The organism is Aquisalimonas asiatica (assembly GCF_900110585.1).
Taxonomy (GTDB): domain Bacteria; phylum Pseudomonadota; class Gammaproteobacteria; order Nitrococcales; family Aquisalimonadaceae; genus Aquisalimonas; species Aquisalimonas asiatica.
This window is the reverse complement of record NZ_FOEG01000012.1, coordinates 35,438-59,968: the sequence shown is the minus strand read 5'-3', so window position 1 is coordinate 59,968 and position 24,531 is coordinate 35,438. Positions and strand designations below refer to the sequence as shown.

Annotated in this window: 26 protein-coding genes; 15 read left to right on the top strand and 11 right to left on the bottom strand. The window is 67.1% G+C overall.

From position 1 onward, the window contains the following. Positions 1 to 489 (top strand): energy transducer TonB (locus BMZ02_RS19250; RefSeq protein ID WP_245754065.1); only part of this gene is annotated, 489 nt, incomplete at its 5' end. A gap of 263 nt (positions 490 to 752) precedes the next feature. Here the strand turns inward: BMZ02_RS19250 and BMZ02_RS17070 are convergent. Beyond that, positions 753 to 2,111, bottom strand: coding sequence for a DegQ family serine endoprotease (locus BMZ02_RS17070; protein WP_091646062.1), 1,359 nt, complete (start codon positions 2,109 to 2,111; stop codon positions 753 to 755). Between the two features lie 89 nt (positions 2,112 to 2,200). After that, positions 2,201 to 3,166, bottom strand: a complete 966-nt coding sequence (locus BMZ02_RS17065) for a DnaJ C-terminal domain-containing protein (protein WP_091646060.1) — start codon at positions 3,164 to 3,166, stop codon at positions 2,201 to 2,203. A 251-nt stretch (positions 3,167 to 3,417) separates the two neighbouring features. Between BMZ02_RS17065 and rpmB the strand changes: the two genes are divergently transcribed. From rpmB to BMZ02_RS17015, 10 genes are all read left to right on the top strand, one after another. Beyond that, a complete protein-coding gene (gene rpmB, locus BMZ02_RS17060) occupies positions 3,418 to 3,654 on the top strand; it encodes a 50S ribosomal protein L28 (RefSeq protein ID WP_091646059.1) in 237 nt (78 codons plus the stop codon). Positions 3,655 to 3,664: 10 nt separating this feature from the next. Beyond that, entirely contained in the window at positions 3,665 to 3,820 is a 156-nt protein-coding gene (rpmG, locus tag BMZ02_RS17055; RefSeq protein WP_091646057.1) for a 50S ribosomal protein L33, read from the top strand. Positions 3,821 to 4,080: 260 nt separating this feature from the next. Continuing rightward, positions 4,081 to 5,295, top strand: coding sequence for an EAL and HDOD domain-containing protein (locus tag BMZ02_RS17050; RefSeq protein WP_091646055.1), 1,215 nt, complete (start codon positions 4,081 to 4,083; stop codon positions 5,293 to 5,295). Between the two features lie 41 nt (positions 5,296 to 5,336). Beyond that, positions 5,337 to 6,269, top strand: a complete 933-nt coding sequence (locus BMZ02_RS17045; RefSeq protein ID WP_091646054.1) for an ABC transporter ATP-binding protein — start codon at positions 5,337 to 5,339, stop codon at positions 6,267 to 6,269. Then, positions 6,266 to 7,024, top strand: coding sequence for an ABC transporter permease subunit (locus BMZ02_RS17040; protein WP_091646052.1), 759 nt, complete (start codon positions 6,266 to 6,268; stop codon positions 7,022 to 7,024). Before BMZ02_RS17045 ends, BMZ02_RS17040 begins: the two co-directional genes overlap by 4 nt. A 38-nt stretch (positions 7,025 to 7,062) precedes the next feature. Beyond that, the gene (locus BMZ02_RS17035) at positions 7,063 to 8,412 is read left to right on the top strand and encodes a GldG family protein (protein WP_091646051.1); all 1,350 of its coding nucleotides are present in this window, start codon (positions 7,063 to 7,065) and stop codon (positions 8,410 to 8,412) included. A 13-nt stretch (positions 8,413 to 8,425) separates the two neighbouring features. Beyond that, complete coding sequence (locus BMZ02_RS17030; protein WP_091646049.1) at positions 8,426 to 9,256, top strand: hypothetical protein; 831 nt, start codon at positions 8,426 to 8,428, stop codon at positions 9,254 to 9,256. Positions 9,257 to 9,260: 4 nt separating this feature from the next. Beyond that, positions 9,261 to 10,076: a bifunctional DNA-formamidopyrimidine glycosylase/DNA-(apurinic or apyrimidinic site) lyase gene (mutM, locus tag BMZ02_RS17025; protein ID WP_091646048.1), complete on the top strand. Its 816-nt coding sequence runs from the start codon at positions 9,261 to 9,263 to the stop codon at positions 10,074 to 10,076. Between the two features lie 180 nt (positions 10,077 to 10,256). Continuing rightward, on the top strand, positions 10,257 to 10,946 hold the full coding sequence (locus BMZ02_RS17020) for a bactofilin family protein (protein WP_091646046.1): 690 nt from the start codon (positions 10,257 to 10,259) through the stop codon (positions 10,944 to 10,946). Between the two features lie 138 nt (positions 10,947 to 11,084). Further along, positions 11,085 to 12,197, top strand: coding sequence for a ParM/StbA family protein (locus tag BMZ02_RS17015; RefSeq protein ID WP_091646043.1), 1,113 nt, complete (start codon positions 11,085 to 11,087; stop codon positions 12,195 to 12,197). A gap of 45 nt (positions 12,198 to 12,242) precedes the next feature. On the opposite strand, the gene greB is transcribed toward BMZ02_RS17015, so the two are convergent. Both greB and BMZ02_RS17005 read right to left on the bottom strand, forming a co-directional pair. Further along, complete coding sequence (greB, locus tag BMZ02_RS17010; protein ID WP_091646042.1) at positions 12,243 to 12,743, bottom strand: transcription elongation factor GreB; 501 nt, start codon at positions 12,741 to 12,743, stop codon at positions 12,243 to 12,245. A gap of 74 nt (positions 12,744 to 12,817) precedes the next feature. Then, entirely contained in the window at positions 12,818 to 13,975 is a 1,158-nt protein-coding gene (locus tag BMZ02_RS17005) for a YncE family protein (protein WP_091646040.1), read from the bottom strand. A 205-nt stretch (positions 13,976 to 14,180) separates the two neighbouring features. Here BMZ02_RS17005 and BMZ02_RS17000 point away from each other — a divergent pair, with 205 nt between their 5' ends. Continuing rightward, entirely contained in the window at positions 14,181 to 14,948 is a 768-nt protein-coding gene (locus BMZ02_RS17000) for a flagellar brake protein (RefSeq protein WP_091646039.1), read from the top strand. A gap of 424 nt (positions 14,949 to 15,372) precedes the next feature. Here BMZ02_RS17000 and BMZ02_RS16995 read toward each other — a convergent pair whose 3' ends face one another. Beyond that, entirely contained in the window at positions 15,373 to 15,993 is a 621-nt protein-coding gene (locus tag BMZ02_RS16995; protein WP_091646037.1) for a transglycosylase SLT domain-containing protein, read from the bottom strand. A 6-nt stretch (positions 15,994 to 15,999) separates the two neighbouring features. Then, positions 16,000 to 16,644, bottom strand: a complete 645-nt coding sequence (locus BMZ02_RS16990) for an MlaC/ttg2D family ABC transporter substrate-binding protein (RefSeq protein ID WP_171909970.1) — start codon at positions 16,642 to 16,644, stop codon at positions 16,000 to 16,002. Between the two features lie 167 nt (positions 16,645 to 16,811). Here BMZ02_RS16990 and BMZ02_RS16985 point away from each other — a divergent pair, with 167 nt between their 5' ends. Continuing rightward, a complete protein-coding gene (locus BMZ02_RS16985) occupies positions 16,812 to 17,018 on the top strand; it encodes a hypothetical protein (RefSeq protein WP_139209252.1) in 207 nt (68 codons plus the stop codon). A gap of 12 nt (positions 17,019 to 17,030) precedes the next feature. On the opposite strand, the gene ggt is transcribed toward BMZ02_RS16985, so the two are convergent. The 5 genes from ggt to BMZ02_RS16960 form a co-directional block, all read right to left on the bottom strand. After that, a complete protein-coding gene (ggt, locus tag BMZ02_RS16980) occupies positions 17,031 to 18,707 on the bottom strand; it encodes a gamma-glutamyltransferase (protein ID WP_091646033.1) in 1,677 nt (558 codons plus the stop codon). A 25-nt stretch (positions 18,708 to 18,732) separates the two neighbouring features. Beyond that, entirely contained in the window at positions 18,733 to 19,221 is a 489-nt protein-coding gene (gene coaD / locus BMZ02_RS16975; protein ID WP_091646031.1) for a pantetheine-phosphate adenylyltransferase, read from the bottom strand. 73 nt (positions 19,222 to 19,294) lie between these two features. Then, positions 19,295 to 19,867, bottom strand: coding sequence for a 16S rRNA (guanine(966)-N(2))-methyltransferase RsmD (gene rsmD / locus BMZ02_RS16970; RefSeq protein WP_091646029.1), 573 nt, complete (start codon positions 19,865 to 19,867; stop codon positions 19,295 to 19,297). A gap of 53 nt (positions 19,868 to 19,920) precedes the next feature. Then, positions 19,921 to 21,279 (bottom strand): M16 family metallopeptidase, encoded by a 1,359-nt coding sequence (locus tag BMZ02_RS16965; protein WP_245754064.1) that lies wholly within the window; start codon positions 21,277 to 21,279, stop codon positions 19,921 to 19,923. A 9-nt stretch (positions 21,280 to 21,288) separates the two neighbouring features. Further along, complete coding sequence (locus tag BMZ02_RS16960) at positions 21,289 to 22,680, bottom strand: M16 family metallopeptidase (protein WP_245754063.1); 1,392 nt, start codon at positions 22,678 to 22,680, stop codon at positions 21,289 to 21,291. 153 nt (positions 22,681 to 22,833) lie between these two features. Here BMZ02_RS16960 and ftsY point away from each other — a divergent pair, with 153 nt between their 5' ends. Together ftsY and ftsE are read left to right on the top strand one after the other, a co-directional pair. Further along, complete coding sequence (gene ftsY, locus BMZ02_RS16955; RefSeq protein WP_091646132.1) at positions 22,834 to 23,841, top strand: signal recognition particle-docking protein FtsY; 1,008 nt, start codon at positions 22,834 to 22,836, stop codon at positions 23,839 to 23,841. 9 nt (positions 23,842 to 23,850) lie between these two features. Further along, positions 23,851 to 24,531, top strand: a complete 681-nt coding sequence (gene ftsE / locus BMZ02_RS16950) for a cell division ATP-binding protein FtsE (protein WP_091646027.1) — start codon at positions 23,851 to 23,853, stop codon at positions 24,529 to 24,531.

Sequence of the window (24,531 nt, the reverse complement as noted above, 5' to 3'; positions counted from 1 at the left end):
GAACCGGAGCCCGAACCGGAGCCCGAACCGGAGCCCGAACCGGAGCCCGAACCGGAGCCCGAACCGGAGCCTGAACCGGAGCCTGAACCGGAGCCTGAACCGGAGCCTGAACCGGAACCCGAGGAGGTGCCGGAAGGGCTTGAGGAGGCCGAGCTCGAAGCCGACGAAACCGAGGATCAGTCGGCCATCCAGGGCGATCCCGATGCCATCGCCTCCTACGGCGACGAGCTACGCACCTACCTCGACCGCCGCAAGAATTACCCCCGCCAGGCGCAGATGCGCCGTCAGGAGGGGCAGGTGGTCGTGCGGTTCGTGGTCAACCGGGATGGCTCCGTGCAGGAGTACGAGATTATCGAGTCCTCCGGCCACGACCTGCTGGACAGCGAAGTGGAAGACCTCCTGCGTCGCGCCTCACCGCTGCCGGCCGTGCCGGATGACCTGCCGGGTGAGCGCCACGAATTCGAGCTCCCCGTGCGTTTCAGCCGTTGAGCCGGCGCATCCGAACGGGTGGGTGGTGGACCTGAAGGTCCACCCTACGCGAGATTCCGGAGGGATGACCCCCGGCACATGACCCCCGATGCACGGACCCGGGGGGCGTGAACCGGGGCACGGAGGCGCCGTACCCCGTAGGGTGGACCTTCAGGTCCACCAACCTACGCCACCCCAGCCGTTGAGCTGATGCGCCCGGTCGGCCTTACGCCGTAGGGTGGACCTTCAGGTCCACCAACCCAGGCCAGCCGAAAACCTCCCGGTCACCGCAACACCAGGAACAACGCCCCACTCCCGCGCTGCACATGCAGCAGCAACTCCCGTTGCCCGCGCGCCCGGTCACGGAACTCCGCCAGCGTGCTCACCGCCTGCCGGTTCACCGAGAGGATGACGTCGCCATCGCGCAGCCCTGCCCGCTGTGCCGGGCTGCCCGGCTCCACGGACTGGATCACCACCCGCTGCTGGCTCTCGCGCCCCACCCGCTGCTCGCTGACGCTGAACTGCGCGCCGCCGAGCCGCTCGCTGATGCGTTCGCCAGCCAGGGTCGCGAGCTCCGGCTCGGCGATGCGCACCGCCAGCTCCTGCACTTCGCCGTCGCGGCGGATACGCAGGGTCACCGTCTCGCCCACGCGCAACAGGCCGATGGCGTTGCGCAGGTCGCTCACCTGCTGCACCGAGCGGCCATTCACCGCCAGAATGATATCGCCGGTCTCGAGCCCCGCGTCCGCGGCCGCCGAGCCGCTCTCGATCTGGGTCACCACTACCCCGGAGCGCTGGCTCAGGCCGAAGGCGTCGGCCAGGTCCGGTGTCAGGTCCTGTGCGTTCACGCCCAGACGCCCGCGCTGCACCTCGCCGTGGTCGATGAGCTGCTCCATGACCGAGCGGGCCATGTTGGTGGGGATCGCGAAGCCGATGCCCACGTTGCCGCCGGCGGGGCTGAGAATGGCCGTGTTGACGCCCACCAGTTCACCACGCAGGTTGACCAGGGCACCGCCGGAGTTGCCGGGGTTGATGGATGCATCGGTCTGGATGAAATCCTGATAGCTGGTGAGCCGCAGCCCCGAGCGTCCCAGCGCACTGACGATGCCGGAGGTCACCGTCTGCCCCAGGCCGAACGGATTACCGATGGCGACCACGAAGTCGCCCACGCGGAGGTTATCGGAGTCGGCGAGGGTCAGCGCCTGCAGGTTGTCCGCCGGCACCTGGATCACGGCCACGTCCGTCTCGGAATCGCTGCCGACCACCGTGGCTGCCAGCTCGCGGCCATCAGCCAGGGTGACCTTGATCTGGTCGGCGCGGCGGATGACGTGGTGGTTGGTGAGGATGTAGCCGGCCTCTGCGTCCACGATGACGCCGGAGCCCAGGCTCTGGGTGCGGCGCTCCCGTGGCTGCTCCGGGGGAAGGTCGAAGAAACGGCGGAAGAAGGGGTCCTGCAGTAGCGGGTTCTCCGCCACCAGGGCCCGGCCGGTGGTCGCGATATTGACCACGGCCGGCGTGGTCTCCTCAAGCATGGGGGCGAGAGAGGGCAGGGGCTCGCCGTCCACCGCGGCGGGGAGTTGTGCCCAGGTCCAGGTTGTTGCAGTCAACAGCATCGAAGCGGCGAGCCACCGCAGTGCGTTCATCGGTTGTGTTCTCACGTTGGTGCGGCCCGATCTCGGGCACCCCGTGCGCGGCGGCCGCACCAACCGCGCACGCCCTGTTCACCAGAATGTCATGACACCGACAGCTTCTCGCGCGGATTCACCGGCATTTCCTCGCGCATCCGCTCGTAGAGTTCCCGCGCCGCGTCCGTCTCCGGTTTCGGCGCAACAATGCTGAGGACCACGTACTGGTCACCCGGCGGCTTGCCCGGGAGGCCACGCCCCTTGAGGCGGAAGCGCTTGCCGCTGCTCGATCCCGCCGGAATCTTCATGTCGATCCAGCCGCCCAGGGTCGGCACCTGCAGCTTGGCGCCCAAGGCGGCCTCCCAGGGAGTCACCGGCAGGTCCAGCTCCACGTCCTTGCCGTCCACCCGGTACTGCCGATGGGGTGCGATGTTGACCTCCAGGTAGAGATCGCCACGCTCGCCGCCACCCATGCCGGGCTGGCCCTGTCCGCTGAGCCGGATCTGCCGGCCGTGGGTGATACCCGCGGGGATCTTCACCCGGACCTGTCGCGGTTCCACGCGTCCGTCAGCGTGGCGCGTCTGCAGGTTCAGATTGCGTGACGCACCGTGATAGGCGTCCTCCAGCGTGATGGTGATCTTGGCGTGCTGGTCTTCGCCCCGTGCGCGGAAGCCACCACCCCGGGCCTGATACCCCCGGGTGCCGCGGAAGCCGCCCCCGGCGAAGGGGTCGCCGCCGCCGAAGATCGACTCGAAGAAATCGCTGAAGGCGGAGTCTGCGCCACCGAAACCGCCGTTGCCGGCGCGGCCACCGCCAAAGTCCCAGCCGGGCGGCGGCCGGAAGTCATCGCCCTGGTGCCAGCCGCTGCCGAGCTGATCGTAGGTGGCGCGCTTGTCCTTGTCGCCGAGCACTTCGTACGCTTCGCTGATCTCCTTGAAGCGGGCCTCGGCGTCCTTTTCCTCGCTCACGTCCGGATGATACTTGCGCGCAAGACGCCGGTAGGCCTTCTTGATGTCGGCCTGGCTGGCATCCCGTTCAACGCCCAGCGTCTTGTAGTAGTCCTTGTACTCCATACGCCCCGTATCACCTTCCACGCGACCCCGGAGAGCCGGTTCGCGCCGGCTCCGCGGGAATATCAAATGATTGATTCGGCGCCTGAATGGCCCATCACTGGCTTAGACATAGGGGCGTTCTCCCGGCTTTCAAGGGGCCATGGGAGCGGTCCGGTCTGTAACGGATGCCTTGATTGGCGGCGGCGTTGCTGGTATAAAACGCGGCTCTCCGTCCCCGAGGACGGCACGAACGAATTCAGGAGGCGGACACCATGTCCAAGGTATGTCAGGTCACGGGCAAGCGCCCGGCCGTTGGGAACAACGTGTCCCACGCGAACAACAAGACCCGCCGTCGGTTCATGCCGAACCTCCAGTACCATCGGTTCTGGGTGGAAAGCGAGCAGCGCTGGGTGCGGCTGCGGGTCTCGACGAAGGGTCTGCGGACCATCGACAAGAAGGGCATCGACACGGTGCTCTCCGAGCTGCGCTCGCGCGGCGAAAAGGTCTGAGGAGGTCGGTATGCGCGACAAGATTCGGATGGTCTCCAGTGCCGGAACCGGTCACTTCTACACGACCGACAAGAACAAGCGGAACACCCCCGGGAAACTGGAAATGAAGAAGTACGACCCGGTGGTACGCAAGCACGTGATGTACAAGGAAGCGAAGATCAAGTAATCCGGTTCGCCGGACGCCTCCTGACAGAAACGGGCCCGCATTCCCCCGGAGTGCGGGCCCGTTGTGCATTTGTGGTTCGCGATTACTAACCCCCTGAGAAGGTTAGTATCGTGAGGGTTTGAGCTGAGAACTGCGCCCACTAGTGTTAGGGTCGCTTACTGATCTACAGACGGAAGCGGCCGGTTGAGCAGAATCAACAACATGAGCCAGGTATCGCACCGCCGTTCGGCTGCCCGGGCCGGGAGGAGACTCCCGCGCCCATGAGCACCGTCTTCGTCGCCCGCCAGCCGGTCTTCACCCGTGATCTGCGCCTTTACGGCTATGAGCTCCTGTTTCGGGCGGCGGAAGGCGAACAACGTGCCGACGTCATGGACGACGACCTCGCCACCAGCCGTGTCCTGCTCAATACGTTCACGGTCATCGGCCTGGAAGAGGTCGTGGGGCGGTATCCCGCGCTGGTGAACGTCAGCCGCGACTTCCTTGTCCGCGAAGCGCGGGAGCGCACCCTGCCGGCGCGGCGCATCGTGCTGGAGCTGCTGGAGAGCGTCACCGCCGAACCGGAGGTGCTGGAGGCGATGGACGCGCTTCGGGCAGCCGGCTTTACGCTGTGCCTGGATGATTTCGTGCCCTCACCCGAGACGCTGCCGCTCCTTGATCACGCGGACATCGTCAAGCTTGAGGTGGAGGGGCGCTCGCGGGAGGAGCTCGCGGCGCTGATCGAGACAGTCGCGCGTCCGGGGCTGCGGGTGCTTGCCGAGAAGATCGAGAGCCGCCAGCGCTTTCAGGAGTGTCTGGAGCTCGGCTTTCACTACTTCCAGGGGTATTTTCTCAGTCGGCCGCGCACGGTGCGGGGGTCGTCCGTGCCGGTGCACCGGCTGCCGACGGTACGGCTGCTTGCGGCCATCCAGCGGGAACAGCTCGATGTCGCCGATCTGGAGCGCATCATCGCCACGGATGTGGGCTTGAGCTACCGTCTGCTGCGCTACATGAACTCCGCCTACTACCAGCTCCAGCGCCCCATGGACTCCATCCGCCAGGCCGTGCTGTATCTCGGCACCCGGGAAATGCGGCGCTGGGCATCGCTGATGGCCATTTCGGCCATGGATGATCGGCCGCCGGAGCTTATCTCCATGCTGACCGTACGGGCGCGCATGTGCGAACTGCTGGGAACGCAGTTCCACCATGGCGACGGCGATACCTACTTCACCATCGGGCTGTTCTCCGGGCTCGACGTGGTGCTCGACGCGCCGCTCAAGGACGTGCTGAAGGCGCTCCCGCTCAGCCGTGAAGTGCGCGATGCGCTGTTGCGTCGCAAGGGTAGCGGCGGCAAGGTGCTTGACTGCGTCCTGCACTACGAGGCCGGGGACTGGGACTGGCTGGAACTCAGCGGCTATCCCGCGGCTCAGATCATTCAGGCGTACCTGGATGCCATCGCCTGGTCACGGGACGCCTTTCGGCACCAGTATCCGGGCTGAGTGTCGTCGCACGGGGCATCGATTCTTAAGGACGGAGCAGCATGAGCAGCGATCCATTGCTCGTCGCCACCGCACTGGAGCGGCGTTTCGGTCAGCGCACAGCGGTTGCGGGTGTTGACCTGACCCTGGAGCGGGGCGAGGTGCTTGGCCTTCTGGGGCTGAACGGAGCCGGCAAGTCCACCACCCTGGAGATGATTTGCGGCGTGCTCGCGCCGAGTGCGGGCGGCATCCGCGTCGCGGGTGTCGATCTGCTGGAGTCGCCACGGGCGGCCAAGCGCCACCTGGGCTACCTTCCGGAAGTGCCGCCGCTACAGCCCGATGCCACGGTGCGGGGCTATCTGCGCTGGGCCGCGCGACTGCGGCGCATCCCCACGCGCGCCGCCTGCACCGCGGCGGCCGATTCAGCCCTGGAGCGCTGTGGTCTGGAGGAGGTGGCCGATCGCGTCATCCGCAACCTCTCCAAGGGCTATCAGCAGCGGGTGGGTATCGCTCAGGCCATCGTCCACGACCCGCCGCTGATCGTGCTCGACGAGCCGACCGTTGGCCTGGATCCCCGCCAGGTGCAGGCCATTCGTGCGCTGATCCAGGAGCTGCGGCAGGACCATGGAGTGATCTTCTCCAGTCATATTCTTGCGGAAGTCCAGGCCGTCTCCGACCGCGTGACCATTCTCCACGAAGGGCGCGTCATTCACTCCGGGCCGGCCAGTGGTGATGTGCCGGGGCCGCTGCGGTTCGTGGCGCGGTTCGCGGAGCCACCGGATCTGTCGTTGCTGACGGCGATCAGGGGCGTCAGCAGCGTCGATGTCGCCGGCGACGGCGTGCTGCTGGAGCTCGACGACGCCAGCGCCCTGGACGGGCTTGTGGCTGCGTCCGTGGCGCGCGGGTGGCGATTGCGTGAGCTGCGGCGCGAACAGCGCACGCTGGAGCAGGTGTTCCTGGAGTTGACCCGGGGCGGCGGGGAGGAGGCGGCATGATGGTCCTGCGCATTGCCGTACGCGAGCTGCGGCTGCTGTTCTGCTCGCCGTTGCCGTGGGTTCTGCTGGCCGTCTGCCAGGTGGTCGCGGCCTGGTGGTTTCTGTCGCTGGTGGAGCAGTTCCAGAGCACTTACCAGCCCATGCTGGTGCGCACCAACAGCCCCATGGGCGTCACGGATCTGGTGCTGATGCCGTTCTTCGGCAGTGTGGTCATCCTGGGGCTGCTTCTTCTCGCCGCCGCGCTGCTTGCCATGCGCCTGATTGCGGAGGAGCGCCGGGGGGGCGGCCTGCATCTGCTGTACGCATCGCCTCTCGCCGTGACCGAGCTGGTGCTGGGCAAGTACCTGGCCGCCGTCGCGTTTCTGCTGCTGGTGGTGCTCAGCTGGGTCGCCATGCCGCTCACGCTTCTCGCGGGGACGGAGCTGGATCTCGGTCGCCTTGCCGCGGCCGGCCTCGCCCTGGCGCTGCTCAGCGCCGTGTTTGCCGGTGTTGCCCTGTTTGCCTCCAGTCTCACCGTGCAGCCCGCCGTGGCCGTGGCGCTCACCGCCGGCATGGTCCTGGCGCTGGTGGGGCTGGATGCGGCGCTGGACACGGGCGATGCGGTGACGCGCTACGTGGCGCTGCTGCCGCATTACGAGACGCTCGTGCAGGGGCGGATCGTGTCCACCGACGTGATCTACTTCCTGCTGCTTGTCACCGGCTTTCTCGGTTTCACCATCAAACGCCTGGATGGCCTGCGGCTGCATGCGGGCTGATCCCGTCGCCGTGATGGAACATGAACAGGGACTGACACATGCGGATTGATCGTCGAACGCGGCGCTGGTTGCGCCTCAACAGCGTCGTCATGGGCATCGGCTTTCTCGCCGTGCTTGCCCTCGCAGCCTGGCTGAGCACGCGCTACACCGTCGCCGTGGAGTGGTCCACCACCGGCAGTGGCGAGTTGTCGGACAGCAGCGTGGAGTTGCTGGAGGGGCTGGATGAACCGCTCGAGGTGGTTGCCTTCGTGCGCCCGGACGACTTCCTGGCCGGTCACATCGAACGCCTGGTCGAGCGCTATCAGCGCCACCATCCGGAGCTGCGGTTCCGGGCCATCAACCCCGATGCGAGGCCGCAGTTGGTGCGCCAGTTCGGTGTCGAAGGACAGGGCGAGATGGTGGTCGAGTACCAGGGGCGCCAGGAGCAGGTTGCCGCGCCCAGTGAGCAGCGGTTGAGCGCGGCCATTGGCCGCCTCGCCCATGCGCACGGGCGGCCCGTGGTCTATCCGTCAGGGCACGGCGAGCGCGACCTTGCCGGCGACGCCAATCACGACCTGGGCAGTTTCGGCGGTTACCTGGACGAGCGCGGCCACGACCTGGCGCCGCTCGAAGCCGGTGACGACGTACCGGACGATGCCTCGCTGCTGGTGGTGGCGGGGCCCCGCAGTGACTGGGCACCACCCCTGCGCGACGCGGTGACGGACTGGGTGGACGCCGGCGGCAACCTGCTGTGGCTGGTGGACGAAGACGACCGCGAGCGGCTGGACTTCCTCGCGGACGCCCTCGGCATCGCAATCCTGCCCGGGGTTATCATCGAGCCCCAGGCCGAGGCCCTGCTGGGTGTGGACGACCCGCGGCTGCTGCTGCTCGCCGATTATCCCCGGCACCCGGCGCTCGACCGCCTGGACGGCATGGCGCTGTTCGTGGGCGCCCGCGCCCTGGAGCTGGACGACACCGCCCACGAGCGCTGGCAGGTCGGTCAGTTGCTGCGCAGCGAGGAGCGGCACTGGATCGAGCTCCAGGATCCGGACAATCCGTCATTCGACGCCGCGGCCGGCGAGCGGCGCGGGCCCTTGAATGTGGCGCTGACCCTGAGCCGGACCGGCCCTGATGATGCGGAACAGCGCGTAGCCGTGGTAGGCGACGCGGATTTCCTCTCCAACGCCTACGTGGGCAATGGCGACAATCTGCAGCTCGGCATGCAGCTGGTGGACTGGCTCACCGACGGCAGTGGCGCCGGTGCGATGCCCGGGCGGGCCGCGCCCGACCAGACCCTGGAGCTGACCCGCACGCAAACCATCGCCATCGGTATCGGCCTGCTGCTGGTGCTGCCGGGGCTCTGGCTGGTCGGTGCCGGCTGGGCCTGGTGGCGCCGGGTGCGGGGCTAGGCGGAGCGCGGTGATGCGGCGGCGTCTGCTGATCAATCTCGCAGTGGTGGCCCTGGCCGGGCTGCTGGCTGCGGTCGCCTGGCTGGACCTCGAGCGCGGCGACGAGACCCCGCGACTCACCGGGGTGACGCCCGGGGAGGTTCGCGTGGTCCGCATTCAGGACGCCGACGGCGAGACCCTGAGCATGGAACGCAGCGACGGGCGCTGGATGATCACGGAGCCGGTCGAGGCCCCGGCCAGCGAATTCCACGTCAAGCAGCTGCTGGAGCTGAGCCGCGCGCCCAGTGAGCGCCGTTACGGTCTGGATGATGTGGATGCCCGTGAGCTCGGGCTCATTCCGCCGCAGATCAAGATTGCATTCAATGGCACAGGCATTGGTCTCGGCGACACCGAACCGATGGATGACCTGCGGTACGCCCTGGTTGAGGACCAGGTGCACCTGATCCCGGACGGGCTTATGCCGCTGCTGGACGGGCCGTGGTGGAATTTCCTCGACCGTCACCTGCTGCCACGCGACGCCACCGTCACCGCGCTGGCAACGGATGCACTGGCGGGGCATCTCACTGACGACGGCTGGGAGGTGGAGCGCGGCGAGCTGGACGTCGACGCGTTTGCCGAACTGGCCGCCGCCTGGAGCGAGGCTGAAGCCCTGGTGGCGCGGCCACTGGACGACCCGCCGGACGCCGATGCCCCGGACGTGCGCCTGCGCCTCGACCAGGGCGGAGAGCGGCGGTTCGTCGCCACGGAAGAGTCGGGCGAGATCCGCCTGGTGGACATGGATTCCCGTGTCGCCTACGTGCTGCCGGAGCATGTGCGCGGCTTCCTCCTGGACGGTCAGGAGTAGGCCGATGCCGGAACTGCCCGAGGTTGAAACCACCCGCCGCGGCGTCGAGCCGCACGTGGCCGGCCATACCATCACTGATGTGATCGTGCGTGACGCCCGGCTGCGCTGGCCGGTGGCCGCCGATCTGCCGGAGCGCCTGCGGGGGCGGCGGGTCGGCGGTGTCGATCGCCGCGCGAAGTATCTGCTCTTTCGCACGCAGCCGGATACGTTGATTCTGCATCTGGGCATGTCCGGAAGCCTGCGGGTCGTGGAGGCGGGCACCCCGCCCGAGGCGCACGCCCACGTGGACGTGCTGCTGGAGTCCGGCCAGGTCCTGCGCTATGTGGATCCGCGCCGGTTCGGCAGCCTGCATCTGGCGCCGGGGGACGGCGAGGCCCACCCGCTGCTTGCCCGGCTCGGGCCGGAGCCGCTTGGTGATGCCTTCACGGGAGCCTGGCTGCACGCCCGCGCCCGGGGGCGTCGGCAGGCGGTGAAAGCGTTCATCATGGATGCGGCAACCGTGGTGGGTGTGGGCAACATCTACGCGGCGGAGGCGCTGTTCCGCGCCGGGATTCACCCTGCGCGGGCCGCTGGGCGCGTCGGGCGGGCCCGGTACGACCGGCTCGCAGAAGCCATTCGCGCCGTGCTTGGCGATGCCATCGAGGCCGGTGGCACCACCCTGCGCGATTTCGTCGGCAGCGGCGGCAGCCCCGGCTACTTCCGGCAGTCGCTGGCGGTCTATGGGCGGGCGGGCGCTTCGTGCCCCGTCTGCGGCACGATGTTACGGTTGATGCGGGTCGGTCAGCGGAGCACCTGTTACTGTCCCGCCTGTCAGCGTTGATGTGGTGATTAGGGGTGCATGTGTCGCAAACCGGGAATGATTGGCCCAGTAACCCGGGCCGCTGTGATCCATGCCACATTCCCGACCGGACGATAAGCGTAGGCTGACGAGTCTGGATAATCGGATGCGATCGTCGACGCGAGCGCTTGAGAACAGCAACGAGTGAGGAGCCATCGCGCCATGGGGCTTTTCGGCAAGAGCGGCAAAGAGACACGACGCCGCGGCGGCGGGACGACAATCATTGCCACCGGGACAACCCTTGTCGGGGAGCTGAAACCGGAAGGCAACCTGCACATTGATGGCCGTATCGAGGGCAATATCCGCTCGGAGCATGATGTCTCCATCGGTGCGGATGGCAGCTTCGAGGGTGACATTCAGGCCCATCGCATGGTGGTCAGCGGGTTCGCCCGTGGCCGTATCGAGTGCGACAGCCTGGAGATTGTCGAGCAGGGCAAGGTGCTGGGCGAGGTCTCAAGCCGTGCCTTCGTTATTGAACCCGGCGGCCAGTTCCTGGGCGAGAGCCGGTCCACGGACGAAGAAGCGGTGGCGGCACTGAGCCACTGGAAGCAGTCCACCGCCAGCGGTGGTGAGCCCACCGAACAGGCCGGCGTGGTGGTTCCGGAGCCGGAGCCGGCAAAGGAAGCGGAGCCCGAGCCGGCCGTGGACATCAAGCCGACGCCCGAGCCCGAGGTTGGCAGTCCGGTTGCGGATGCCGATACGGCGGGCGAGCCGGATATCGGCCCGGCTTTCGAGGACGAGCGGCAGCCGGGCGCCGGTGATGAAGCGGCGGATGCGGGCCGCGCCCAGGATCGGGAGGATCCGCGTCAGGGGCGTGACTGGGTTGCCCAGGGCGAACGGCGGTGGCGATAACGCCAATTGGCGTTTACGATCGGAGAGCCGGGGCCTGTAACGGTTCGTCCAACGCGACAACGTCGCTGAATCGAGCAGCAGGCCAATCGGAAGCAGACAATCGGGGGTGACGCTGTGGAACGTGTAATTGGACTCGATATGGGTTACGGGTTCATCAAGGCCAACGATGGCCGTGATGGAGTCCGTTTCCCCAGTGTGGTTGGCCATGCCGGCGGCGGAGGACCCATGTCTCTGGGCTTCCAGAAACCGGATCCGACCAGCGATCTGCGGATCACCGTGGGTGGCAAGAGTTTCTTTCTTGGGGACCTGGCCATCCGCCATTCACGCATCGCCCACCGCGGCCTCTCCGCGACACGGGCGGAAGGCGATGACCTGCGCATCCTGTTCCTGGGTGCGCTGAGCATGTTCTGCCGGGAGTCCATGAACGACTTCCAAGTGGTCACCGGCCTGCCGCCGGGGCGCATGCACCTGGCCGAGGACCTGGTCTCCCAGCTGCGCGGCGACCATACGGTCACGCGCCACGTCGGCCGTAACCGGCAGGACCTGAGTATCCGCCTCGATCAGGTGGAAGTGGTCCCGCAGCCTCTGGGCACGTTCTGGTCGGAAGTGCTGGACAGCCGCGGACAGCTGCGCGGCGACTCCAATCTTCTGCGCGGCCGTGTCGGTATCATCGACGTGGGCTTCCGCACCACGGACTTTGCCACCATCGTGGAAGGCGAGTATGCGCCGGCGTGGAGCCGCACCGTACCGCTCGGTATCTCCACGGGCTACGACACGCTCGCCGCCTCCCTGGCCACGCAGTACGGCCTGGAACGCGAGCCGTACACCCTGGACCAGGCCGTGATCGACGGCGAAGTGAACGTCTCCGGTCGCCGGGTGGACATCACCGATCTGCGTGACCAGATCCTCGGTGAAGTGGCCACCAAGCTGATGGTGGAGCTGCAGTCCCTGTGGCAGCTCACCGAGTACGACGCCGTGCTGCTCACCGGTGGTGGTGCCCACGTGCTGGAGCGTTACCTGCGCCCGCAGGTTCCCCAGAGCGTGATGGTCAGCGATCCGGTGACCGCCAACGCACGTGGTTACATGGCCTGGGGGACGTACCAGAACCAGGACGTGCAGCCGGAAGCGCAGACCACCAGCGGTGGCGGCGGGTTCAGCACGGACGCGGCGAACCAGCCGGCGTCCAGCAACTACGAGCCGTCGCGCTTCCAGCCCGAAGAGCGGGCATCGGGCGACTTCCGCCGCGAGTAAGCGCACTGCCTCCAGGGCCCGGGCCGTATCGTGGCCCGGGCCTGGTCATTGCGAATACTGCACGTCGATAATGACGTAATGCGCTTCGCCGCCCGGCAACGGGACGGTGACCTCGTCGTCGACGGTCTTCCCCAGTACCGCGCGTGCCACCGGCGCGTCAACGCTGATGTAGCCTGCCTCGGCATTGAATTCATCCGGGCCGACAATGCGGTAGCGGATGCGCTCGCCGTCGTCATTCTCAAGAGTGATCCACGCGCCGAAGTGCACCCGTGACGGGTCGGCTGGCGTCGCCTGCACCACCTGGAGCTCGTCCAGGCGTTTGCTGAGATAGCGTACGCGGCGGTCGATCTCGCGGAGCTGCTTCTTGCCGTAGATGTACTCGGCGTTCTCCGAGCGGTCGCCCATGGCCGCGGCTTCCTGCACAGCCTGGGTCACTTCCGGGCGCCGCACCCGCCAGAGCCAGTTGAGTTCCCGTTCCAGAGCGCGCCAGCCCTCCCGGGTGATGTAGGGGGACTTGCGTTTCTGTGGCGGACGGTAGCGGCCCATGTCCTCACTTGGTGGTTGGGGGGATTCGGCACGGGGTGCCGCCAGGGGCGGCACCCCGCGTCACAATGGCGTGATCAGTCCATGACCCGTACGCCGATGCCGTGGAAATCGCTGGACTCGTCACCCTCGGCGGGCTGGATGATGTCGACGATCTCGAGCGTCTCCACGTCCAGGATGGAGAACCCCGGTGTCGAGCCCTCGGCGATGTGCGGCATGGACACCGGATTGGGACCACGCAGGGTGATGAATGCGTAACGGGAGTCGGGGGAGAAGTCCAGGATGTCCGGGGTCTCACCCGTATCCGGAATGGTGTCGCGGATCTCCAGCGTCTCCGCATCGATCACGACGCCGTCGGAACTGGCCCGGTTGACCATCCAGATGGCGTCTCCGTTGGGGACGTTGCGCACGCCGTGGGCGTCGATCCCCTGGCTCACGTTCGAGGTGGCCACCTCCAGCGTGTCCACATCCAGTGCATACCAGAGCCCGGTGGCCTCGCCGCCACCGTTGACGATCATGTGCTGTTCGTCCGGCGTGAGCATGGTGCCGCAGTTGACCTGCAGCTCGTTCGGCGAGAAGACGGCGTCCAGGGTCATGCTCTCCGTGTCCATCACCACCAGGCCGCCGTTGTCCAGGTCCGGCCCCAGGGTGATGAACGCCCGTGAGCCGTCGGCCGTGGTGTCGTGGCAGATGGCGGCGACGTCGTTGAACTCGCCCTCGCGCTCCTGGAAGGCCGGATCATCGGCGATGACCAGCTCCCGCTCGATGGCGAAGGACTCGTTGTCCAGGTCGGAGGACACCTCGACCACCTTGCCGTCCCGTTCCACATCCGGTGAACCGATGACGTCGACGAGGATGGCGCTGTCGTCGGGCAGGAAGCCGGCCATGTGGGTGCGGGGGCCGGTTTCGATAATGTCCACAACGCGGTAGTCTTCAGTTCGGATCACGGCGATGTTGCCGGTGGCCACGTTGGCGACGGCCGCATACCGGTAATCGGAACTGAAATCGATCATGTGCGGCACTTCCATGCCGTGGGCGCCGAAGTTGATGCGCGCCACTTCCTTGAGATCCTGGTCGTAGATGTGCGCCTTGTGGGTGCCCTGATCCAGCGCCCAGATCTCGTAGCGGGCGCTATCGGCGAGCGCGGCCTGGAGGCCGACGCCGCTGACGAGTGCCGCGAGCGCGAGCGTACTCAGTCCACGCTGAGCGAGTCTTGCGGGTGTGTAAGTGTGCATGCCCTCTCCTGTTGTCTCGTCTGGTTCGTTTATCATTGCCGGGCAGACTTCACGGAAACGTATTGTTCCAGCCACCAGAATACACGCCGCAAAGCGCGTAAACTGGTCCTTCAAGTATAGGTTCTGCGTCTGCGGACGATAAAGGGCCAGGGGAGCGCCGGATGCGCCATCGACGCGTGCCAGACACCAGAGAGCGGGATGCATCATGAGAAAGGGGGCAGAGGTAATGGTTGAAGAGGGCAGCGCACCTGAGGACGGCGACCGGTTCACGCTCACGCACCAGCCGGACATTGTCGCTGTACTGCGTCAGCTCGCGCGCCGGCCGGAACTCATCACGGCCTATTTCAATCAGGGGCGGGAGAGCATCAATACGGCGGTGGTCCGCGTGGATCCGGACCGGGGCGAACTGGACCTGGATCCGGGCCCGGAGCCCGACGTGAACCGGCGCGCCCTGGCGGCCGGCTCACTGGTCTGCATGGCGCGTGAGAACAACGTCAGCGTGCGGTTCCGGGTCAACACGGTGCGGGAGAAGGAAAGCAAGGACGGCACCGTCTTCCGGGCGCCGCTGCCGGACAGCCTCTACCGCCTCCAGCGCCGGGAGTACTTCCGCGTGCCTACCGCAGTGGCCAAGCCGGTGACCTGCCGGATTCCGACGGATGATGGCGAGACGTATACGTTCCGCGCCATGGACCTCAGCCTTGGCGGGATTGGCATCATTGATGCTTCAATGGATCTGTCGCTGAGTCTGCGCGACGTCTTCAGTAACTGCGAAGTGGAGATCCCCGGGAGCAGCCCGCTGGTCATGGACCTGGAAGTGCGCAACATCTCGCGGCACATGTTCCGCGACGGCACGGTGGGGCGGCGCGTCGGGCTGGCTTTCCGCAACCTCTCGACCAATGGCAGCACACTGCTGCAGCGGTATCTGCAACGCCTCCAGATCGCTCAGCGCAGCACGCAGCCCGATTTCGACTGAGCACGGTGGCAGGTTGTCTGTCAGTCGAGTCGACATGTCTCCAAACAGAGACAGAAAAATAAACAATAAAAACAAACTCTTACCGATACGGCCCGGAAATGTGTTGCCAATTCTTGACACCCCGGGCCGCGCTCTTCCAGCTCCCTTCTTGTAAGTGGTTGTTTTCAGGGCCTTTCACGATCTGGCACGGGATGTGCTAACCATATTGATGCCATCGCCTGGTCGTCGTGGCCCGCCTCAGTGTATGCCCTGCTACCACGACGACTTTGTGACCTTCGGTGTCCCGCGCACCCATCACCGTTGGTCACCAGGCAGCGCGTCTGCCCACCCTGACGCGTGAACCTTGCCCCCGTCTCACGACGGGGGTTTTTTTTGTCCGTAGTTTGTGGGGGTGGGGTCGGGTGCCGTTCGGTGGTGTATCCGGTTACGGGTCGCAGAACGGGCCGACCTCCCAGAACCGCCGGCACTGGAAGCGCTCTTCGCAGGTCTGCAGCTGCTGGTCGTACTGAATCGCCGTGCGCTCCACGCGATTGGCCGCACGGTCGAGGGTGTTGTTGTGTTCCCAGTTCCGCCGGCGGTAACCGGCATGGCCCTCGTGGTAGGCCAGGTAGAGCTGGCGGGGGTTGTTCTTGCTGATACCGAGCCGGTCGTGGGTGTTCTGGTTGTACCAGCCGACGAAATCGAGGGCGTGTTTCATGTTCGTGCGCCGTGAGAACAGCGTGCCCCGTTCGTCCTGGTACTCGCCCCATACCGGGTTCTGGGCCTGGGCGAAGCCGTAGGCGGTGCTGGGGCGCCGCCAGGGGATGAATCCCAGCAGCCGGGTGCGTGGCGGGCGGGCATCGTGCCGGAACGACGACTCCTGGCGGATGAACGCCATCTGGGTGGCGATGGGCGTTCCCCACTCTTTCTCCGACGCCCTCGCGTGATCGTACCAGCGCGGGTGCTGATCGAAGATATGGCACAGGTTGTCGGTGCGGTCCGGCGGCGTGGTGCCGCACCCCGCGAGCAGAAGGGTGGCGAGGGTCACTGTGACGGCTGCGCGCATGTGTGGTTACCGGCGGCGTTCGTTGCGTTCCTCGAGCCGGGTGATCAGCCCTTCGACACCGTCTCGTCGGATGGCGCTCCCGTACTCCTGTCGGTAATTGGTGACAAAACTGATGTTCTCGATCACCACGTCGTAGGCGAGCCAGCCGCGGGATTCGGTTTCGATCATTCGGTACTGGACCGGCACGGACGTGCCGTCGAAGCGCAGCGTCGTTCGCACGGTGACGCGGCCATGCTGATCCGGATCCGAGACCCGGTCGATGCGCAGGATGTCGTCCGCCCGGCGCCCCTCCACCATGTCCAGAGCCTCGTCGATGTTGTCTGCGAGCATTCGCGAGTAGGTACGGATGACGTTCTCCTGGAAGGCGGCGATGAAACGCTCGCGCTGTTCGTCATCCGCGTCCCGCCAGTGCCGACCAAGGATCAGCCGGCTCATGAGTTCGAAATGGACCCGGGGGGAGAGCACCTCGTCAATGAGGGATTCGCCGATCGACGGGTCCTCGGCAATGGCCTCGTGATTCTCGAGGAGGGTGTTGAGTGACTCCCGGAACGTTTCCTCGATGACGGCCTCCGGCGACTTGGTCACCCCGGCAACGGGCCACAGCACGATCAGCAGCAGGACCAGCGGTTTAAGCAGGGTTCGATGTGGCATCGGTGACTCCATTAGGCAGTGGCCGGAGGCGGGGTGCGCGATTTCGCCCGTCGCCTGCGACGGTCTATACTGGCGGTAATCAAGCGGCCAGGTGCTTCATTATGCTGGATGTTTACGTTTACTACCCGCGTGGGCCGAATCTTTCGCCTCCGCGCCAGGTGGGGCAGGTGCAGCAGCCTGTGCGCTATGCGGATGACGGCGTCGTGCCCCGGGACCGGACTCCGGGCCGTGAGGCCATTGAAGACCGGAACCGCGCTACACGGAAATCGTTGTCACGTGGCGACGTGGTGGATGACGATGCGCCGTCGGATGCACCCGGTGAGGAGGGGGACGGTGACCGTCGTGGCGACGGTCACATCGACACCTTCGCCTGACGCGGCGCCAGATTACTCGTCCGTCACGCGCCCTTCACCGCCGCCGCGCGGGTCGCTGACTGCATCCATGACGCCGTCGCCGCGGTTCCAGAACGCGACCTGCATGTCCCCGTAGCGGCGCAGCATGGGCCTCACGGTGTGGCCCTTGGCGGTCAGCGCGCGGCGGGTCTGCACGGAAATGGCGCCCGGTTCGTGCTCGATCTTGTCGGGCAGGTACTGGTGGTGGAAGCGGGGGCGGGCGACCCACTGCTCCGGCTCCAGGTGGTCGGAGAAGCTGATCACCCCGAGCAGCACCTGGGTGATGATGCGGCTGCCGCCGGGGCTGCCGATGACCGCGACGCGGTCATCCGATTCCACGAAGGTCGGTGTCATGCTCGACAGCGGGCGTTTGCCCGGCTCGATGGCGTTTGCTTCGCCGCCGACGAGGCCGTAGGCGTTGGGTTTGCCGGGCTGGCTGGCGAAATCGTCCATCTCGTTGTTCAGCAGCACGCCCGACCCCGGCGGCATGAAGCCGGACCCGAACGGGTAGTTGATCGACAGGGTGGCACCGACCCGGTTGCCGTCGCGGTCAATGATGGAGAAGTGCGTGGTGTCCTCCCCTTCGCGCTCCGGTTCGGGCAGGTCCTCGCTGGGCGTGGCCCGGTCCAGCTCCACATCGGCACCGATCGCCTCCGCGTGCGCCATGCTGGTCAGCCGTTCAATCGGGATGTCGACGAAATCCGGGTCGCCGAGGAACAGCTGCCGGTCGCGGTAGGCCCGGCGCATCGCTTCGACCTTGAGGTGGATGCGCTCGGCTTCCGGCTTATTGCGCAGCTCGTGCTGGGAGAGGATGTTCAGCATGGTCATGAGGCTGATGCCACCGGCGGACGGGGGCGCGGCCGACGTGATACGCAGCCCCTGGTAGGTGCCCTGCACGGGCTCGCGCTCGACCACGGCGTAGTCCGCCAGGTCGTCCATGCTCCAGATGCCGCCGGCCTCGTTGGTTCCCCGCACCAGGCGTTCCGCCACGTCACCCCGGTAGAAGCCATCCAGGCCGTCGCGGGCAAGCCGCTCCAGCGTCAGCGCCAGGTCGGTCTGGACGATGGTGTGGCCTTCCTCGGGGACCTCGCCGTCATCCAGCAGCACGGCCGCAGCGGCGGGGGAGTCGCGCACGGCGTCCAGGCGGAACCGGATCATGCGCCGGTAGTGCTCACCCACCTCGAAGCCGTCGCGGGCGTAGCGGATGGCGGGTTCAAGGTTGGTGGCCAGGTCCAGCTCGCCGTACTCGTCGGTGATGTGCACCAGCGCAGCCGGCGTGCCCGGGATGCCGGCGGCCAGGGGGCCGTCCAGGGAGTCGCGTCCGCGGACCTCGCCGGATTCGTCCAGGTACATGTCCCGTGTTGCCTGGCCGGGGGCGGTTTCACGCCCGTCCACCATGGTCTGGAAGTCGTCCGCTTCCCGGTGCAGGAGCCAGAAACCGCCGCCGCCGATCCCGGAGCCGTAGGGTTCGACCACGGCCAGTGCCGCGGTGGCGGCGACCGCCGCGTCAAAGGCGTTACCGCCCTGGTCGAGGATCTCCACGGCGGCGTCCGTCGCGAGGGGGTGCGCCGTTGCCACCGCCGCTCCGGGCGGTCCGTCGGCGAATGCCTGTGATGTCGTGAATAGCAGTGCCGCAGCAGCAATGATCCCGGCCAGTCTGGCGCGTACCATGCAGTCGTCTCCTGGTGTGTTCGGTTCAGCGCCGCAGCCGGGCGCTCAGGGCTTCGGCAACTTCGGGGTGCACGAATTTCTCGATATCGCCGCCGAGCGCGGCCACTTCCCGCACCAGGCTGGAGGAGATGTAGGCATACTGCTCGGCGGGGGTCAGAAAGACCGTTTCCACGTCCTGGATCAGCTGGCGGTTCATGCTCGCCAGCTGGAACTCGTACTCGAAGTCCGACACAGCGCGCAGGCCGCGCAGGATGACCTGCGCGTTCTCGGCGGCGACAAAATGTGCAAGCAGCGTGTCGAACGCCTTGACCTCGATGTTCGGGACATGGCCCAGGGCGATCCGCGCCAGATCCAGCCGCTCCTGATTGGAGAATGCGGGTTTCTTGCTGGGGCTGGGAAACGCGGCGACGCCGATGATCAGGCGGTCGAACAGCTTCGCCCCCCGTTCCACCAGGTCGATATGACCGTTGGTGATGGGGTCGAAGGTCCCCGGATAGATGGCTGTAGTGGTCATGCGCTCGCCTTTTGTCCTGGATGCTGGGTCGCCGAAAAACGGCCTCTCATCAAACCATCCGCCGCGCCCGGGATCAATTCCCGGTCGCCTGCAGGAGCAGGAAGTGCACGTCTCCGGCCGTGCGCTCCCGCAGGACCTGCCAATGCGCAGGCAGCGCCGGGGCCTGTTGTCGGGCATGTTCCATGTAGATGCGCGTGTCCCCGTGACACCACCCGCTCTCCGCAAGCGCCTGACACGCGGGCTCCAGAAGAGATTCCCGGAACGGGGGGTCCAGGAAGATGACATCGAAGGGGCGCGGCGCCCCGCCCGCAAGCAGCGTCAGGGCGTCCCCACCATGGACGCTGACCTGATCAGCGGCGGCCAGCAACCGGATATTCTCCCGTAGTGCGGCGAGCGCCCGTCGGTCCCGCTCCACCAGCACCACCTCCGCGGCACCCCGGGATGCCGCCTCGAAACCCAGCGCGCCGCTGCCGGCGAACACGTCCAGGCAGCGGCTGCCGGGCAGCAGGGGCTGCAGCCAGTTGAACAGGGTCTCCCGGTTGCGGTCCGCCGTGGGGCGCAGGCCTGCACCCCCGGCGAAACGCAGCCGCCGGCCGCGCCACTCGCCGCCGATGATGCGGAGTTCATTGCGTGCACGCCTTGCCATGGGCACGCAATGTACCGCCAGCCGGTGACGAATGCCACGCCCCGGTGCCGGCGTCAGTCCTCCTCGGGCTCCTCGCCGTGCTCGTCCTGCGGGCCGACGATCACCGTCGTGAACTGGTCCGGGTCGAGCCGGCGCTGCATCGCGTCGCGCACGTCGTCGGCGGAGACGGCTTCGACGTTGTCCTGGAAGGTGTCCAGGTAATCCAGCGGCAGGTCGTGGAAGCCGATGACGGCGACGTAGCCGAGGATGCCGCGATTGCTGTCGAGCTGCAGGGGGAAGCTGCCGGTGATGTTACGGATGGCCCGTCGCAGCTCGTCTTCCCCGGGGCCGTCGTCACGCAGCGACCGGACCGTGGTGTCGAGCACCTCCAGCGCCTCTTCGGTCCGGTCGGCCCTGATCTGGGTGTTCACGAAGAACGGCCCGGAGCGGGTCATGGGCTGGAACCGGCTGCCGACGCTGTAGGACAGGCCGCGCTCTTCGCGCATCTCCTCCGCCAGCCGGCTTACCAGCCCGCTGCCACCGAGAACGTGATTGCCCACGTACAGCGGGAAGTGGTCGTCATCGCCTCGTGGGTAGCCGATCTGCCCCTGCAGGACGTGGCTCTGATTGGTGCTGAACGGGATGTGGATGGTCTCCCCGGCCTTGTCGGTGGGCTCGGGTTCGGGGATCGGATCCGGGCGCTCGCCTTCCCGGAGGCTGCCACCCAGGTGGTCCGCGATGGCTTCCGCCTCGGCGCGGCTGATATCGCCGACGATCGCCAGGGAGGCGGTCTCCGCGACGTAGTAGCGGTCGAAGAAGTCGCGCACGGCGTCCCGGTCAAGGGCCTCGAGGCTCTCTTCGGTGCCGCCGGGGTTGCTGGCGTAGGGGTGGTCGCCATACAGCGCCTCCCAGAACGCCTCCCGGGCGATGGAACCCGGATCGTTGCGGCTGTTGCGCAGGCTGACCAGCATGCGCCGGCGCTCCCGATCCACGGCGGCCTCGGGGAAGTCCGGCTCGCGGACGACCATGGTGAGCGCCTCGACGGCGGCACTCATGGTGTCGGGTTCGTTGAGCGAGCGCAGGCTGATACTCGCGGAATCGCGCCCGCTGGTGGTGGAGAACCGCGCGCCCTGGTCCTCGAACCGGCGGGCGATCTCGCCGGCATCCAGGCCGCCGGCCCCTTCGCTCAGCAGGTTGCTGGTGAGGCTGGCCAGCCCGGGGTGATCGCCGTCGCGCGCGGAGCCGGCGTCGAAGGTAAGCCGCACGTCCACCATCGGCAGGGTTTCGCTCTGCACGAAGTAGACATCCAGGCCGTCATCGGAGGTCCAGTGCTGGATGTCCAGCGCGGCGTGGGCGGGAGCTGCCAGCGCCAGGGCGCCCAGCGTCATCGCTGTGCCCAGGAGGTTGCGGAAGTGCGTGGAAAGGCTGCGCATGATCGCTCCTCAGTATCCGGTTGTGTCGTCGGAGGGGGCCGCGCCGGGCATGCCGCCCGGCAGCGAGGGTTCATCGCCGTTCTCCGGCTTCAGGTGGCCGACGGTCAGGCGGTCGTCAATCAGGTAGCGCTTGGCCACGTCGTGGACGTCCTCCCTGGTCACCGCGTCCAGCTCCGAATCGAAGTCGCGCATGGCCTCATGCCCGATGCCCGTGGTCTCGAACAGGCCGATCTCCATCGCCTGGCCGGACAGGGAGTCCAGGCGATAGACGTAGTCGGCGCGCAACTGCACCTTTGCCCGCTCCAGCTCTTCTTCGGTGATGCCGTCCTCCCGCACGTCGCGGATCTGCTCGCGCAGTGCGGCCTCCACCTCGTCCAGATCGGTTTCGCCGGTGGGCCGGCCCTGCAGCATGAAATGCGTATCCAGCCGCGCAATGCTGCTGTAGCGGGCGCTGACCCCCGCCGCCACTTCCTCGCCGCGCACCAGGCGGCTGGGCAGGCGTGCGCTCTCCCCGCCGTCGAGCACCTGCGAGAGCACACTGAGGGCGTAGGCGTCGCGGCTGGACTCGGCGGTGGCGAGCGAGGGCACCTGGTAGCCCATCATCAGGTAGGGATTGGCGTTTTCGTGGTGCACGGTCAGGCGGCGCTCACCCATGGGCTCCACCTCTTCGCGCACCTTCTGCTCCGGGGCGTCCCGCGGCTCCATGTGGCCGAAGTGCTCGTCGACCAGATCGCGGACGTCGTCGGGGTCCACGTCGCCGACCACCACCAGAATGGCGTTGTTCACGCCGTACCACTGGTCGTACCAGTCCTCGACGTCCTGCAGTGTGAACTGCTCGATGTCCCGCTCCCAGCCGATGATGGGCTGGCCGTAGGGGCTGCTGTGCCAGGCCACGGCGTTGAAGCGCTCGTGCAGGACGCCGACGGGGTTGTCGTCCACGCGCAGGCGACGCTCCTCCTTGACCACCTCGAGCTCGCGCTCGAACTCGTCCTGATCGAAGATGATGTTCTCCAGGCGGTCGGCGCCCAGCTCCAGGGCGACCTCCAGGCGATCGGCGCCGAGTTCCTCGTAGTACCCGGTGAAATCCCGCCCGGTGAACGCGTTGAGCCGGCCGCCTTCCTCGGAGATGGTGCGGGAGAAGGTGCCGGTTTCCCGGGTCTCCGTGCCCTTGAACATCATGTGCTCGAGCATGTGGGCGATGCCCGTGGTGCCGGGCTGCTCGTGGCTTGAGCCCACCGGGAACCAGAGCTGGTTGATCACCACCGGCGCGCGCTCGTCCGGCTTGACGAGAACCGTCATGCCGTTGTCCAGTTCGAAGCTGTGGATATCCGGAGTGGCGGCGGCTGCCGTGCCGGCCGAGAGGAACAGGCCGGCGAACAGGGCGAGGCATGATCGCATCATGGTAGTTGTCGCTCTCTGGTGCGTGTGTATGTTGTGGCGGCGTTGTTATGGTCCGGCCGTGACCGCGCGTCGCGACCGGATTTCCCCCTGAGCAGGTTGCGCAGACAGTGCTAGGATACGCAAACCGCTCACCAGAGAGTGACCATCAAAGACATGTTCGGGTTCAGAAAAGGGAAGCAGGACGAAACGCCGTCCACCGCCGAAGCGTCGGATGACGGCGCCCAGCGCCCCGGTCTGTTCGGGCGGCTGAAGGAGCGGCTGGGCCGGACCCGTTCGGGGCTCACCGAGGGGCTGGCGACGGCGTTTCTCGGCCGCAAGACCATCGACGATGACCTCCTCGAGGAGCTGGAGACCCGGCTGCTCATGGCCGATGTCGGTGTCGAGGCGACCACGCGGATCATCGAACGCATGACCGAGCGTGTGCGGCGCAAGGAGCTGGGCGACATGGATGCGCTCATGCAGGCCCTGCGCGCCGACATGATCGAGCTGCTCGCACCCTGTGAAGAAGCCCTGGTGCCGGAGAACGCGGGCGGGCCCTTCGTGCTGCTCACCGTCGGCGTCAACGGTGTGGGCAAGACCACCACCATCGGCAAGCTCGCCAGCCGCTATCGCGGCGAGGGCCGGTCGGTACTACTGGCCGCCGGAGACACCTTCCGCGCAGCGGCCGTGGAGCAGCTCCAGCAGTGGGGCGAGCGCACCGGCATTCCCGTGATCGCGCAGCACACGGGGGCCGATTCCGCGTCCGTGATCTACGACGCCCAGCAGGCGGCCAAGGCCCGCGGGGTCGACGTGCTCATCGCCGACACCGCCGGGCGCCTGCACACCCAGGACAACCTCATGGACGAGCTGCGCAAGGTCCGGCGCGTGCTCGGGCGGCTGGACGAAACTGCGCCCCACGAGGTGCTGCTGGTGCTGGACGCCAGTACCGGTCAGAACGCGCTCTCCCAGGCGGAGCAGTTCCACAAGGCCGTGGGCGTCTCCGGGCTGATCCTCACCAAGCTCGACGGCACGGCCAAGGGGGGCGTGATCTTCGCCATTGCCCAGCGCCTGGGCCTGCCCATCCGCTATATCGGCGTGGGCGAGCGCCCCGACGATCTGCGCCCGTTCCACGCCGAAGAGTTCGTGGATGCGCTGCTGGGCGATGCCATGGACGTGCAGTAGCCGCTGACCATGATTTTCTTCGATAGCGTCAGCAAACAGTACCCGGGGGGGCACGAGGCCCTGCGCAGCCTGTCGTTTCAGGTGGACCGGGGGGAGATGGTGTTTCTCACCGGCCACTCAGGCGCCGGCAAGAGCACCCTGCTGAAGCTGATCCCGGTGCTGGAGCGCCCCAGTCGCGGGCAGATCGTGATCAACGGCATCAACCTGAACCGCCTGTCCTCGCGCCGCATTCCCTACCTGCGCCGGCGCGTGGGCATGATCTTCCAGGACCACCGCCTGCTCCACGACCGCACGGTCTACCACAACGTGGCCCTGCCCCTGGTCATCGCCGGCGTGCCCCACCGCGATATCGGCCGGCGCGTGCGCGCCGCCCTGGACAAGGTCAGCCTGCTCCACCGCGAGACCGCCTACCCGGTCACGCTCTCCGGCGGGGAGCAGCAGCGCGTGGGCATCGCCCGGGCGGTGGTGACCCGGCCACCGATTCTGCTCGCCGACGAGCCCACGGGTAACCTGGACCCGGAGCTCTCCGAGGAGATCATGGGCCTGTTCGAGGCCTTCAATCGTGTCGGTGTCACGGTACTCATCGCCAGCCACGATCTCGATCTCATCCGCCGCCTCGGGCACCGCTACCTGAGCCTGGGGGATGGCCAGCTTACCGCCGACAGCGGGCGCGCGGGCCGGGGAGGCTAG